Source organism: Streptomyces virginiae (assembly GCF_041432505.1).
GTDB classification, from domain to species: Bacteria; Actinomycetota; Actinomycetes; order Streptomycetales; family Streptomycetaceae; genus Streptomyces; species Streptomyces virginiae_A.
Genome location: NZ_CP107871.1, coordinates 7,485,455 through 7,497,495, shown reverse-complemented (window position 1 = coordinate 7,497,495; position 12,041 = coordinate 7,485,455). Strand labels below are relative to the sequence as shown.

Sequence of the window (12,041 nt, the reverse complement as noted above, 5' to 3'; positions counted from 1 at the left end):
GTGTACGAGCCCGCTCATCTGCATTTCAGCAGGTGAGAACCCCTCTGGTGGGATCCGGTGACCCGGGATAGGGTGTAAAGAACGCGTCAAGGGGCAGCTGGCTGCCCGCGACGCGCGGTGTGCCGGGAAGTCTGGTCGGCGTCCTTGGGGCCGTGTGCCCATTTCCAGCCGATGCCCCCGGAAGGCCTCCCGTATGAGCAACCAGCGCCCACGTATCATCTTCGGCCTCATGCCGTGGCCCGAGCGGCAGGCCATCGCCTCCGCCCTGCGCACCGAGACCGTAGGCGGGCTGGTTCTCCTCGCCGCCGCCGTGATCGCGTTGATATGGGCCAACACCCCGTTCAGCGGCGCCTATGAGGCGATACGCGACTTCCACTTCGGCATACCCGCCCTCGGCCTGGACCTCTCCGTGGGGCACTGGACCGCCGACGGCCTCCTCGCGATCTTCTTCCTCGTCGCCGGCATCGAACTCAAACGCGAACTGGTCGTCGGCGAGCTGCGCACCCCCGCCACGGCCGCCCTCCCGGTCATCGCCGCCATCTGCGGCATGGCCGTGCCCGCCGCGCTCTACGCCGCAACCGCCTCGGCCGGTGGCGGCAGCCTCGACGGCTGGGCCGTCCCCATGGCCACCGACATCGCCTTCGCGCTGGCCGTGCTCGCCGTGATCTCCACCCACCTCCCCGCCGCCCTGCGCGCCTTCCTCCTCACCCTCGCCGTCGTCGATGACCTCGGCGCCATCCTCATCATCGCGATCTTCTTCACCAGCGACCTGAACCTCTGGGCGCTCGGCGGAGCCTTCGCCGGCCTCGCCGTCTTCTACCTCCTCCAGCGCTACCGCGTCCGCGGCTGGTGGTGGTACGTGCCCCTCGCCATCGCGATCTGGGCCCTCATGTACAACGGCGGCGTGCACGCCACCGTCGCCGGCGTCGCCATGGGCCTTATCCTGCGCACCACCCGCGACAAGGACGAGAAGGCCTCCCCCGCCGCTCGCGTCTCGCACCTGCTGCACCCCTTCTCCGCCGGTGTTGCGGTGCCGCTCTTCGCCCTCTTCGCGGCGGGCGTCAGCATCTCCGGACCCGCCCTGGCAGAGGTGTTCACCACCCCCGAACCGCTCGGCGTCGTCATCGGACTCGTCGTCGGCAAGGTCCTCGGCATCTTCCTCGGCACCTACCTCGCCGCCCGCTTCACCAAAGCCGAGCTCAATCCAGACCTCGCCTGGGCCGACGTCCTGGGGCTGTCGGTCCTCGCCGGGATCGGCTTCACCGTCGCACTCCTCATCGGTGAGCTCGCCTTCCCCGGCGCAGCGGTGGGAGAGCACGTCAAGGCTGCCGTCCTCATTGCCTCCGTCACGGCCGCGGTCCTGGCCGCCGTACTGCTGCGCCGCCGCAACACCGTCTACAAGCGCCTGTACGAGGAAGAGAACCTCGACGCCGACGCCGACGGCATCCCCGACATCTACCAGCGCGACACGAAAGCCTCCGCCTCCGAAGTCGGCTGAACGACGACGGACGTCAGCACCAACCCGACCGCCGGGACGGCAGGCCGCGCGTGTTCACGGCCGTGGCCGGGACGGCGATCCGGATTGCCGCGGCCGACCGCTGGAAGCCGGGGCGGGCCGATCGGAGAGGTACCACGCGCTGCCGGCCCTCGGTCCGGCAGCGCGCCGCTCGTCAGCGGCGACCTCGACCAGAGGCACTCGCGCCCACCATGACCAACCCTGTGACCAAGCAGGACAACCCGATGTAGAGAAGCGGAAAGCCGGGCTCTGGCAGGGTGTACAGGAAGGCTCCCCCTAGCGAGAGTGGCGCGCCCACGACCGAAAGCAGCATCCCGACGCGGAGTTCGGTGCTGTTGTTGCGGAGCCACATGCGGACTCGGGTACAGAGGGCCGGGGTCAACGCTCACCACCCGTCGCGATTCGGCGAGCGGTCCTGAGGGCCCGCCCTTCCCGCATCGGGCGCCCTTCGCCGCTGTTCGCCTTCGGCGCCGTCCAGACCGCAGCCGGGGCCGCGATGTACGCGCTGCCGCAGTACAGCCATGCGCTCCTTGCCCTGTGCGCGTTCGCCGTGGCGGCTGCGGCGGCCGTGTGGATCTCCGCCAAGCAGCGGTGACCGGTTCACGAGGCACTCGATCCGGCAGGTGCGAACGCTGCACGCTCGCCCGCCTGGTCCCGCGGCGCACGAAGCGGTGGACGCAGGACGAACGCGGGAGTGAGGGGTGATGCGTGTCGTGCACACCTCGCGCCGGGTGTACACGAGCCCGCTCGGCTTCACCTCGGGAGGTCAGGAGCCTTTGCGGGCCGCCCCCAGCATCGCGAGACCAGTGATCAGCAGGGAGAGCCCGATGACCAGGAAGGGGAAGCCAGGGCCGGGAAGGACGTACATGGCGACGCCGGCCAGGGTGGTGGGCGTTCCTGCGACCACCATGGCGACCGCCAGGCGGCGCTCGGTGATGTTGCGGCGCGCCCACGCCGTGATGCTGCGGCCGTACATCGGTCAGGCCACCCGTTTGGGGCCGGCTCGCCGCGCCGTGCGCTCGGCTTGGATGAAGCAGCCGACAGCGGTCGCGATGAAAACGAAGCCGAGGACGGTGCAGGCCATCACGGTATCCGCAGATGCGTCCAGCATTCGAGGGACGGCGTTGAGCGGCATGAGGGTGTAGATGCAGAGGACGGCCCAGGCGTAGGGGCGGGCGGCCAGTTGTCGACCTCGCAGGCCGCGTGGCGTCCAGCCGGTGAGGATCGCCAAGGGGGCAGGCAGCACGAGCAGCGTGCCGGCCGCGAGGGCGATCGCGTGATAGGTGGGGTTGCCGTTCATCGGTACCTTCCTGGATCGGACGCCCACGATAGACGGGGTGCTCGGGACTTGTTCATGCCGGAGTCCGGCAAGTTCCGGTGGGTCGAACTGCTGTCAGAGAACCGTCAACGGGGCGTATGGAACGTGTAAAGTCCGCCGTGGTGTGCCGGGAAGCCTGGTCGGCGATAGGGATAGCTCTCTTCGCGGATCGGGGTTTTCACGTCATGGTGCTCGTCGCTGTCTTCGGTGTGGCGCTGCTGGTCGCCGTGCTGCTGTCCGGGCTTGCCGCCCGCACGGTCCTGTCCACCTCGCTGCTCTTCCTGCTGGGCGGGGCGCTGGTCAGTGACGGGTTCCTCGGTCTGATCCACATCACGGCCGACAGCGAGATCGTCTCGGTGACTGCCGATCTGGCCCTGTTCGCGGTGCTGTTCACCGACGGCATGCACGTCTCGTTCCCCAAGCTGCGGCAGAACTGGAAGAACCCGGCCCGTGCGCTGGGGCTGGGCATGCCGCTGGCCATGGCCGGCATGGCTCTGATCACCCACTACCTGGTCGGGCTGGACTGGACGACGTCGTTCCTCGTCGGCGCCGTGCTCGCGCCGACCGATCCCGTCTTCGCCTCGGCGATCGTGGGCCGCAAGGAGGTCCCGGCGAAGCTGCGGCAGCTGCTGAACGTGGAGAGCGGCATCAACGACGGTCTCGCGCTGCCCGTCGTCCTGCTCCTGATCGCCGCGGCCGGTCCCACCTCCGGTCAGGCGGATGCCTCCGTCGGTGAGATAGGCCTGGAGCTCGGGCTCGGTCTGGTCTTCGGTGTCGTGCTGCCGCTGGTGGTGGCGGGTCTGGTACGGCTGCGGCTGCTGGGGGCGGAGCCGAAGCTCCAGCCGCTGCTGCCTCTGGCGACCGGGATCATCCTGTACGGGCTGTGCCACCTCACCCACGCAAACCCCTACCTGGCGGCGTTCTCCGCCGGCGCCGTCCTGGCCTCCGTCTCGCCCCAGGCGAAGACAGTGTTCGAGCCGCTGGGCGAGATGCTCGCGGAGCTGGCCAAGTTCGCAGCCCTCCTCGTCTTCGGTGCGCTGCTGACGCCGGCGCTCTTCGGTGATCTGTCGGCGGGCGGGTACGTGGCCGTGGTGCTGGCAATCGTCCTGATCCGCCCCGCCTCGTTGCTGGTCTCGTTGGTGGGGGCGCGGATCGAGCGGCGGGAGAAGCTGGTCGCCGCCTGGTTCGGCCCCAAGGGCTTCGCGTCCGTCGTCTACGGCCTGCTCGTGCTCCAGGCCGGCATCCCGCAGGGCGAACAGGCGTACACGCTGATCGCCGTCTGTATCGCATTCTCGATCATCGCCCACTCCAGCACCGACGTACCCATCGCCCGCCTCTTCGACGTGGAAGACCTCACCGGCATAACGGACGTCGACCAGGCCGCCAAGCCGATCGACACCGTTTTCGCCCCGCGCAGTGCACCCCACCAGAAGAAGCAGCATGATCGCCCGTGATCTCGCCGAGCCCTACCCGCACGTGACGACCGACCACCAGGCCGTGAACGCGGTACGCCTGCTCGCCGAGCACGACCTCGCCGCGCTCCTGGTCCTGGACCGCGACGGCACCCCGTATGCGGTCGTCCCCGGTTCCCAGCTGGTACGGCAGCTGGTGCCCGAATACGTTATGGAGGACCCGCTCCTCGCGGCGGTCATCGACGACCGGCATGCCGACGCCCTCACCGAAGGCCTGGCCGGCAAGACGGTCGACCAGTGGATCCCGGAACGTTCCTTCAAGCCGGCGTTCGTCGGCTCTGAAGCCGGGGCTCTTCAGATCGCCGCTCTCATGGCGCGCACGCATGTGCCGCTGGTCGCCGTCATCGACCGCGACGACGAAGGCCGCCAGCTCCCGTCGTCCTGGTGCTGCTGTGCCGGATGATGTTCGCCAAGCACTTCGACTACGACGAGAAGCGCGCCGCCGCGATCATGGAGCTGCGTGAACGGGAGGCGATCAAGGAGCCGCGCCTGCTGATTCAGGGCTTGGGCGTCCTTGCTCTGGTTGTCGCCGGATTCGTCCTGCACCGCCCAGCGTCGTCGCTCTCCTCGGCGCCGGTCTGCTGATCGCGATCTCCAAGGTCGAAACCGGGGAGGTGCTCGGCGAGGTCGAGTGGCCGACCCTCGCCTTCTTCGCCGGCCTGTTCGTCATGGTCGGCGCGCTCATCGAGACCGGCGTGATCGGAGAGCTCGCGAGCTCCCTCGCGGACGTCATCGGCGGCGCCCAGCTGGGCGGCACGATGCTCCTGCTGGGCGGCTCGGCCGTGCTGTCGGGGACCGTCGACAACATTCCCTACGTCGCCACCATGGCGCCCATCGCCAGCGAGCTCGTCACCGACATGGGCGGCGACCCCGACCACGTCATGTGGTGGGCCCTTGCCCTGGGCGCCGACCTCGGCGGCAACGCCACCGGCATCGGAGCCTCCGCCAACATCGTCGTCCTCGGCATCGCCGAACGTAACCGCCACCCCATCACCTTCTGGCAGTTCACCAAATGCGCCTCGTCGTCACCGCCGTCACGATCGCCCTCTCCGCCGTCTACCTGTGGCTGCGCTACTTCGCCCTGGCATGAGAACCGACCGCCCCTCCCCCTGGGGAGGGGAGAAAGGAGCTTTGGCATGGCACGCAGCCGGCGCACGGAAGCCGTCTCCATAGCCCTGTGGTGGGGTGGGCTCACCGTGTTGTTGTGGGGTGGAGGGCACCTCCGCGAAGCGCCTGCCTCGCTGGTGGCGTGTGCGGCGAGCGCCGCCCTTTTGATCAGCCTCGGCGAAGTGGCCCACTGGCTGCGCTGCCGCATCCGGGAGCACTGGGCGGCCCGCAGGAACCGCGCGCCCTGAGGTGGGGGCTCACACCTCGGTGTCGGGCCAGTCGAGCAGGCGTGCGCCGATCACCGCGGTCTGGAGGGTGTAGCGGTTGACCGGGTCGGCCGGGTCGGCGCCGGTGAGGCTGTGGATCTGCTCCAGTCGGTAGGTCAGCGCCCGCACGCTCAGCGACAGCCTGCGTGCGGCCTCGGTCGCCACGCAGCCGCTGTCGAAGTACGCGGTGAGGGTGTCGATGAAGCTGTGGGCGCCGCCGCGCCCGTTTCGGAGCGGGCCCAGGACGTTTTCCACCAGGTCGGCCATCGCCTGCCGGTCCCGTGTCAGGACCGGGTAGACCAGCAGGTCTGCGGCGTGGAGCACCGGCCCGTTCAGGCCCATCCGCTCGGCCAGGTCGAGGGCGTTGAGCGCTTCCTCGTAGGAGTGCACCACGCCGCCGGCGCCGGGATGGGAGCGGCCTACGGCCACTTTGCCGCCGTCGGTGGCGGCGTACGCCTGCTTGGCGAAGAACGCCAGAACGTCCGGCTGGTCTCCGGGGGCCACACAGATCAGCCGCCCGTCCTTGGTGGTGAGCAGGATCTGCCGGCCCGCGAACCGGCTCAGCACCGCCGATTCGATCCCGCGGGCCACCGGGTAGCCGTCTCCGTACGGCTCAGGTCCGCTCGCCACGGCCACCGCGTGGGCCTGGGAGAGGCGCAGCCCGAATCGCTCTGCGCGCTCTGCCAGTCTCCCGAGATCGCTGCGCCCGTAGAGGAGGTCGTCGATGAACTCGCGGCGCACGGCCTCCTCCTGGCGCACGGCCTGGTGCTGGGCGCGCTCGTAGCCTTCGACGAAGGCGTCTACTGCCTGTTCGGTTACCGCAAGTAGGGAGCCTGCCTGCTGGATCGGCACCCGGGTGAGGACCTCCTGGGACACGGCCAAGTGCTCGCGGATCATCACGCGCAGCGTGAGCCCGCGCTCCGCGGCCCGCTCCCCCTCGGCGCGGTGTGCCTCCAGTTCGGTGCGCGTCATCCGGCGCCCGGTGGTACAGGCGTCGCGCAGGCACTCGACATACCCCGTCAGCTGGCCTTGCGGTGCTTCCCGCTCCGTCACGCACTCCCCCGTTCTCGTCGCGTCGGCGAACCCGTTGACGCGCAATCAGGTTGCCATAGGCAGCAAAGAGGTCCTTCACCGGCAGCGAATGGCGGGTAAGGACTGCCGGTCGACGGCAATGCGCTCCCGCGAAGCGGCGGAGAGGATCAAGAAATGCCCTGTGTCGAGGACGGCTGCACCGTCAGCGGTAGGGGGCAGCCGCCCACACCGCCGCCACGATCGCCAGCACGCAGGCGGCAACAGCGAGCAGCGTGCTACCGGGGTCGGGCAGCACGTACAGCGCCTGGCCGGCTGCGGTCAGCAGACAGATGTGGGCCTGTGCGACCGCTGATGCCGGCTGATCCGTTGGGCGGATCTGGTCCTGGTGTGGCATCCGGACCGGCCCAGGCCGTTCGGGACCCAGGCGCGGTTCGTGCCGACGACGTTGACAGGCTCGCGAGACGGTCGGCGCGGGGCGGTGCTCGCACACAAGGAAGACCACACAGGTGATCGATCACGTGGCCGGTTTACGACGAGTAACACGGGGGTGCTGACGATGTCGTTCGAGGAAGAGTGGGCCGCGGACAAGGCGGCCGTGACCATGAGATTGAACCAGGCCGGCGGTTCGGCGCCGACGCCGGGCTCGGCCGACTATGTAGTCGAGGACGACGATCTCGGCGAGATCGGCCATGCCGCCAACGGGCTCTTCAACGGCCTGGAGCCCGCAGGCAAGCACGCGAGCGCGGCGAGCGAGAGTGCCGGGAGCAGCTTGAAGGGTGACGGCTTCGACACCGGTGCCGCGCTCGCGGAGGTGAACAAGACCTGGGAGACGCAGGTGAAGACCCTCCTCCAGGCATGCGCGCACATCTCCAACCACCTCGACTACACGAAGAAGTCCAGCAAGGCCAATGACGAGTGGATCGGAGCGCAGCTGCGCATCGTCGGCCCCGTTGCGCCGGGCCGCGAGGGTTCCGTGTCCGCGTCCCAGATCGACAAGTTCTTCCGGTAAGGAGCCACAGCCATTCCTACCTTCGAGCAGCTCCTGAACGCCAAGCTCGGTCCGATGGGCACCGCGGTCACGCAGTGGACGGAGACAATCGCCAAGCTGGCGCAGCTCAAGGCCGATGCGTCGGCTATGAAGTCCAAGGCCGACAAGTCCACCTGGCGGGGTGAGAACGCCTCCGTGACGAAGGTGTTCGTCACGAAGACGGCCAAGGAGTTCGGTGATGCCGTCACCGAGGCGGAATCTGTGCGTGACCTTCTCCAGGACGCCCACACTCTGTTCAGGACCGCCCATGACGACCTCAAAGCCACGTACGAGAACCCTCCGCCGGGCATCACCATCTACCCGAACGGCGTGCTCAGCCATCGTGTCCACCCCGACCGCCGGTCGAAGGACAGCACCGAGCCGGTCGCGACCGAGGCACAGTTCGAGGCGCTGCGCGGCAAGATCGAAGGGATCCTGCGGCGGGCGAACGAGGCCGATGAGCTGTGTGCCTGGGGTCTGCGCGCGCTGATCAAGAACCACCCCAACGACTTCGGCAGCACCGACCTCGGCGGCGTCGCCGACGCGAAGAAGATGCGCGCGGAGGAGAAGCAGCAGGCGGAGAACGGCCGCGAGGCCGCCAAGCTGTACGCCCGCTGGGAGCACCTCGACGACAAGGAGCGCGAGCGGCTGCTGCAGCTCGCCGAGGGCGGCAAGGACTCGCCGGCCTTCGCCGAGCAGCTGATGACGAACCTCAGCTACCGGGGCCGCGACCAGCAGGAGGCCGTGCTGCTGCTCGCCGGCAGCCTGGAGACGGGCGGCCGCGACGGCCAGCTCTCCGCCGCCGACGCCCGCCTCTACAAGGCCCTCTCCGGCTCCCTTGCCACCGCCACCGGACCCGACTCCTCGATAGGTTCCCCCGGCGGTGTCACCTCGGCCTGGACCGACAAGCTCATCACCACGGCCCGCGACGGCAACGGCCTGCCCACTCGCCACCCCGGCGCGATCGGGGGCGGCGCCGCGACCCTGAAGGACCTCACGGACCTGATGGCCGCCGACGCCGGCGACAAGGCGTACGACCCGAACGACAAGAACGCGTCCCCGTACGACAAGGACAAGGGCGACCCGGTCTACAGCGAGGCGTTCCTGCACGAGGTCGGCGACACCATTCGCGAGTGGGAGACGGACAACGACGACGCCTATGACGGCGTCATGAAGAACTGGCAGGGCACGCAGGAGGACCCGATGAAGGGTCTGATGAACGCCATGAGCCGCAACCCCTCCGCCTCCACGCACTACTTCGACCCGAACACCACGGACAACCTCAAGTACTTCCTGGAGGACCGCAAGTGGCCGGGCGGCGAGGTCGAGTTCAAGATGCCCGAGGAGACGCAGCGCACCTCGGCCCGCACCGAGTTCGGCGCCGCCCTGGAGGCCGCGGCCACCGGCCGTGAGCCGGGCAGTCCGCTGCACGGCGTCCGCGCCCACCACGACGGCGCGCAGGCCGCGATCTTCGAGCGGATCGCCAAGGAGTACACCGGCGAGCAGACCTACGGGACCCAGAGCTCCGTGCCCCTGGCGATGCGCACGAGCATGGGCAACATGATCGGGGACTACGCCTCGGACGTGCACCAGATCCTCGGCAAGAACATGGACGGACCGACCGACTTCAATAACCTCACGATCGAGCGGGGCGACCTCACCCGTCTCATGCGCGGCGTCGCCGAGGACCCCAAGGCGTTCGGTGTCATGCACCACTCGCAGAGCGTGGTGATCGCCGAGGGACTAAACGGCTTCCCGCCGGACTCGTACCGCAAGGAGGATCCCGAGATGCGCGCCTGGGTCAAGCAGTCGGCGTCGGTTCTCGGCCACCTCGACGGCGTGCGAGGCGACGTCATCTACGACCTCGGCCAGGCGGAGAAGGACACCAACGCCTGGAACCAGAGGATGAACTACCACGCCATCGGCGCACCCCTGACGGCCATCCCCGTCGTCGGCGACGCGCTCCAGCGCACGGTCGACGCCGGCACGGCCGGGTACATGAACGAGCTCAACGCCAAGGTCGACGAGGAAACTCGTAAGAATATGGTCAACCACTTCGAGAACGGCGAGAACCAGATGAACGCCATGATGCGGAAGATGGCGACCGAGAAGGGCCTCACGAAGGAGGAGCTGGACGCGAGCCCGGGCGAGTACGAGGACGGTCTCCAGACGACTGCCGAGAACTGGTACCAGCAGGGCATCGAGGACGCCCAGAAGAAGATGGGACAGCCGTAGACATGGACAGGAAGTGGCTGCCGCTGACCATCGCGCTCGGCGCCGCCGGGGTGGCCGTCGTGACGGCGAGCTTCTGGCCTGACGACGAGAAGCCGCCGCTACCGCAGACGCTGTGTCATGGGGCGCTCAGCCGGCAGACGGCGGAACTGATCGACGACGGCAAGGGGGGCGAGGTCAGCACGGAGGAGTGGGAGAGCAAGGGCAAGAGCACCGATCACGCGGTGTTCAAGGGGTGCCAGGTGCTGCGCGCCAACGCGGACAGCGACTACCCCCGAGGGGTCTACACCCTGATCATCGAAGACAACCGGAACGACCCTCACTACAAGCCCAAGAACTCCGTCCCCCTCGGCCCCGGCTTCACCGGCTGGGCGCTTCCCGACAAGGCCGAGGCCAACCTACCCGCCAGCTGTGCCGCCCGCATGGGCTCGACGGCGCCGAACATCACGGTGACGCTCATGGCGCCCTCGAAAAAAGGGGAAGCGGAGGAGAAGGACCTCGTCGACCGGGACGCCCCCGCGATCCGCAACAATGCGGCCGTGGTGCGGGAGGCCGCCACCAAGCTCGCCAAGAAGTACGGCTGCGCCGCCTGACCGCCGCCTGACAGTGATCTTGGTCGACACGGTTCTAGTCCCGTACTTCGCGGGTCGTTGATTCGTATGGTGTGACCGGTCCGGGAGCGTCCCGGACCAGTCGTATGGCGTTGGTCCGGATGTGTCGATGACTTCCCGGTCCCCGCGGCCACAGTCCCAGCGTCAGGGCCTTGAAGTTGTGGTGACGTCCGTGGTGGAGAAGCGTCTGGGCGCTCTGCCTGTCGCTGCCGAGTTTCTGCACCGGCTGAATGTGGCCGGGATCGTCGACGAGGTGTGTCGGCGCGAGCGCCCATCTGACCCACGGGCAGGTCATCAAGGTGCTGGTGGCCAACCGGCTGACCTCGCCCGCACCGCTGGTGCGGGTCAGGGACTGGGCGAGGACCTGGGCGGTGGAGGAAGTCTTCGGCATCACACCGGACGTGATCAACGACGGCAGGATGGCCGGGTACGGCGAGGCCGACTGGAAGGCGAAGCTCGCTGACCACGTCATCGGCGGTGCGGTGACTCCCATGTACTTCACCACGGCCGGCGGTGTCTCGCTCGCCTTCGGTGACTCGATCCAGCGCGGCGTGGACACCTGGGCCTGGGAGTGGGGCACCCGGTGAAGGGAGAGGTCGATGCCAAGGTCAACCCCCAGATCGCGGACGAGTACCTTTCCGTCAACACCCAGGCGCCGATCCTGATCCGCGAATGGGCCAACGACCGGGCCGACATCTCGGAGAGCGACGTCCAGGACTACACCCGCGATGTCCTCGAAGGCCGGGTCCGCGGTACGGAGACAGCACACACCAGCTCGGCCCCGACCTGCTGACCGTCACCCTGGACTCCGCCCACGCCCAAGCCCTCGCCGTACTCCTCGCCGCCCGCTGCGGGCTCCCCCGCCAGGCGCGCGCCGCCGAGGACGGACCCCGGTGCAGCGCGGCACCGGCCGAGACGGCCGCTGCCTCAACGTCGCGGCCACGGCGCCTCAGGCTTGAGCACGGCTGGAAGGGCATCGACGCAGGGCATTGAGCGGCAGGAAAGTTCAGTTGTCTGGGGCCAGCTTCCGGTTGGTGCCGGACCGCCCGATGTCCAGGTCGAGGAGCGTGGCCAGGGCTGTGCCGCTGTTCCAGAAGCCGAGCAAGTCCACCTCTTTAGGGAGTGCTCAATCGTCCGTATGGGCTTTGACCTGCGACAATACGGCGCGTGTATGTCCGCGACGTATGGACGTGCCGTCAGAATGGGGTGGGCGTCACCGGGTTACTGGGCACTTCGTCGGCCAGGTCCTCGCCGACGAACCGACGAACGTCACCCGCGCCCTGGAGGCAATGCGCGACGAGCACCTGGAGCGGTCCCGTGCCAGGCACTCCGTGGTCGGTGCGCACCGGTAGCCGCACCACCGTGAGAGTGGAATGCGCACCGGGTGGGGCTGGTGCACGTCCACCCGGTGCACATCGTGCACCCGGGTGGACGTGCACGACCAGGGCCGCACGCCTGTT

General features: G+C 68.6%; 15 protein-coding genes. 11 read left to right on the top strand and 4 right to left on the bottom strand.

Annotated features, from left to right (window positions below):
* Positions 1-229: 229 nt before the first annotated feature.
* Positions 230-1,498: a Na+/H+ antiporter NhaA gene (nhaA, locus tag OG624_RS34500; protein ID WP_371640266.1), complete on the top strand. Its 1,269-nt coding sequence runs from the start codon at positions 230-232 to the stop codon at positions 1,496-1,498.
* A 784-nt stretch (positions 1,499-2,282) separates the two neighbouring features.
* Here the strand turns inward: nhaA and OG624_RS34495 are convergent.
* A complete protein-coding gene (locus OG624_RS34495) occupies positions 2,283-2,492 on the bottom strand; it encodes a hypothetical protein (RefSeq protein ID WP_371640265.1) in 210 nt (69 codons plus the stop codon).
* Positions 2,493-2,495: 3 nt separating this feature from the next.
* Complete coding sequence (locus OG624_RS34490; RefSeq protein ID WP_371640264.1) at positions 2,496-2,816, bottom strand: hypothetical protein; 321 nt, start codon at positions 2,814-2,816, stop codon at positions 2,496-2,498.
* A gap of 203 nt (positions 2,817-3,019) precedes the next feature.
* On the opposite strand from OG624_RS34490, the gene OG624_RS34485 reads away from it, so the two are divergent.
* The 4 genes from OG624_RS34485 to OG624_RS34470 are packed head-to-tail and all read left to right on the top strand — an operon-like array spanning position 3,020 to position 5,661.
* Complete coding sequence (locus OG624_RS34485) at positions 3,020-4,288, top strand: cation:proton antiporter (protein ID WP_371640263.1); 1,269 nt, start codon at positions 3,020-3,022, stop codon at positions 4,286-4,288.
* Complete coding sequence (locus OG624_RS34480) at positions 4,275-4,709, top strand: CBS domain-containing protein (protein ID WP_371640262.1); 435 nt, start codon at positions 4,275-4,277, stop codon at positions 4,707-4,709. The genes OG624_RS34485 and OG624_RS34480 overlap by 14 nt, the downstream gene beginning before the upstream one ends.
* Complete coding sequence (locus OG624_RS34475; protein ID WP_371640261.1) at positions 4,706-4,891, top strand: hypothetical protein; 186 nt, start codon at positions 4,706-4,708, stop codon at positions 4,889-4,891. The genes OG624_RS34480 and OG624_RS34475 overlap by 4 nt, the downstream gene beginning before the upstream one ends.
* Positions 4,840-5,661 carry an SLC13 family permease gene (locus OG624_RS34470; RefSeq protein WP_371640902.1) on the top strand — a complete coding sequence of 274 codons (822 nt, stop codon included), beginning with the start codon at positions 4,840-4,842 and terminating at the stop codon, positions 5,659-5,661. Before OG624_RS34475 ends, OG624_RS34470 begins: the two co-directional genes overlap by 52 nt.
* 9 nt (positions 5,662-5,670) lie before the next feature.
* Here the strand turns inward: OG624_RS34470 and OG624_RS34465 are convergent, their stop codons facing one another.
* Positions 5,671-6,651, bottom strand: coding sequence for a PucR family transcriptional regulator (locus OG624_RS34465; protein ID WP_371640260.1), 981 nt, complete (start codon positions 6,649-6,651; stop codon positions 5,671-5,673).
* A 262-nt stretch (positions 6,652-6,913) separates the two neighbouring features.
* Entirely contained in the window at positions 6,914-7,105 is a 192-nt protein-coding gene (locus OG624_RS34460; protein WP_371640259.1) for a hypothetical protein, read from the bottom strand.
* A 162-nt stretch (positions 7,106-7,267) separates the two neighbouring features.
* Here OG624_RS34460 and OG624_RS34455 point away from each other — a divergent pair, with 162 nt between their 5' ends.
* The 6 genes from OG624_RS34455 to OG624_RS34430 all read left to right on the top strand — a co-directional run bounded on the left by OG624_RS34455 (position 7,268) and on the right by OG624_RS34430 (position 11,933).
* Positions 7,268-7,720 (top strand): hypothetical protein, encoded by a 453-nt coding sequence (locus tag OG624_RS34455; protein WP_371640258.1) that lies wholly within the window; start codon positions 7,268-7,270, stop codon positions 7,718-7,720.
* 54 nt (positions 7,721-7,774) lie between these two features.
* On the top strand, positions 7,775-9,973 hold the full coding sequence (locus OG624_RS34450; protein WP_371640257.1) for a DUF6571 family protein: 2,199 nt from the start codon (positions 7,775-7,777) through the stop codon (positions 9,971-9,973).
* A gap of 2 nt (positions 9,974-9,975) precedes the next feature.
* Positions 9,976-10,563, top strand: coding sequence for a hypothetical protein (locus OG624_RS34445; RefSeq protein ID WP_371640256.1), 588 nt, complete (start codon positions 9,976-9,978; stop codon positions 10,561-10,563).
* A gap of 248 nt (positions 10,564-10,811) precedes the next feature.
* Positions 10,812-11,168 carry a hypothetical protein gene (locus OG624_RS34440; protein WP_371640255.1) on the top strand — a complete coding sequence of 119 codons (357 nt, stop codon included), beginning with the start codon at positions 10,812-10,814 and terminating at the stop codon, positions 11,166-11,168.
* On the top strand, positions 11,165-11,374 hold the full coding sequence (locus OG624_RS34435; protein WP_371640254.1) for a hypothetical protein: 210 nt from the start codon (positions 11,165-11,167) through the stop codon (positions 11,372-11,374). The genes OG624_RS34440 and OG624_RS34435 overlap by 4 nt, the downstream gene beginning before the upstream one ends.
* A 391-nt stretch (positions 11,375-11,765) precedes the next feature.
* Positions 11,766-11,933, top strand: a complete 168-nt coding sequence (locus OG624_RS34430) for a hypothetical protein (protein WP_371640253.1) — start codon at positions 11,766-11,768, stop codon at positions 11,931-11,933.
* Positions 11,934-12,041: the final 108 nt, after the last annotated feature.

What these genes read in the sequence shown, in the direction of transcription:
- OG624_RS34475 (WP_371640261.1), top strand. Translation starts at nt 4,706, where the DNA reads ATGATGTTCGCCAAGCACTTCGACTACGACGAGAAGCGCGCCGCCGCG.
- OG624_RS34430 (WP_371640253.1), top strand. Translation starts at nt 11,766, where the DNA reads ATGGACGTGCCGTCAGAATGGGGTGGGCGTCACCGGGTTACTGGGCAC.
- nhaA (WP_371640266.1), top strand. Translation starts at nt 230, where the DNA reads ATGCCGTGGCCCGAGCGGCAGGCCATCGCCTCCGCCCTGCGCACCGAG.
- OG624_RS34495 (WP_371640265.1), bottom strand. Translation starts at nt 2,492, where the DNA reads ATGTACGGCCGCAGCATCACGGCGTGGGCGCGCCGCAACATCACCGAG.
- OG624_RS34465 (WP_371640260.1), bottom strand. Translation starts at nt 6,651, where the DNA reads ATGACGCGCACCGAACTGGAGGCACACCGCGCCGAGGGGGAGCGGGCC.
- OG624_RS34450 (WP_371640257.1), top strand. Translation starts at nt 7,775, where the DNA reads ATGGGCACCGCGGTCACGCAGTGGACGGAGACAATCGCCAAGCTGGCG.
- OG624_RS34460 (WP_371640259.1), bottom strand. Translation starts at nt 7,105, where the DNA reads ATGCCACACCAGGACCAGATCCGCCCAACGGATCAGCCGGCATCAGCG.
- OG624_RS34445 (WP_371640256.1), top strand. Translation starts at nt 9,976, where the DNA reads ATGGACAGGAAGTGGCTGCCGCTGACCATCGCGCTCGGCGCCGCCGGG.
- OG624_RS34455 (WP_371640258.1), top strand. Translation starts at nt 7,268, where the DNA reads ATGTCGTTCGAGGAAGAGTGGGCCGCGGACAAGGCGGCCGTGACCATG.
- OG624_RS34490 (WP_371640264.1), bottom strand. Translation starts at nt 2,816, where the DNA reads ATGAACGGCAACCCCACCTATCACGCGATCGCCCTCGCGGCCGGCACG.
- OG624_RS34485 (WP_371640263.1), top strand. Translation starts at nt 3,020, where the DNA reads ATGGTGCTCGTCGCTGTCTTCGGTGTGGCGCTGCTGGTCGCCGTGCTG.
- OG624_RS34480 (WP_371640262.1), top strand. Translation starts at nt 4,275, where the DNA reads ATGATCGCCCGTGATCTCGCCGAGCCCTACCCGCACGTGACGACCGAC.
- OG624_RS34440 (WP_371640255.1), top strand. Translation starts at nt 10,812, where the DNA reads ATGTGGCCGGGATCGTCGACGAGGTGTGTCGGCGCGAGCGCCCATCTG.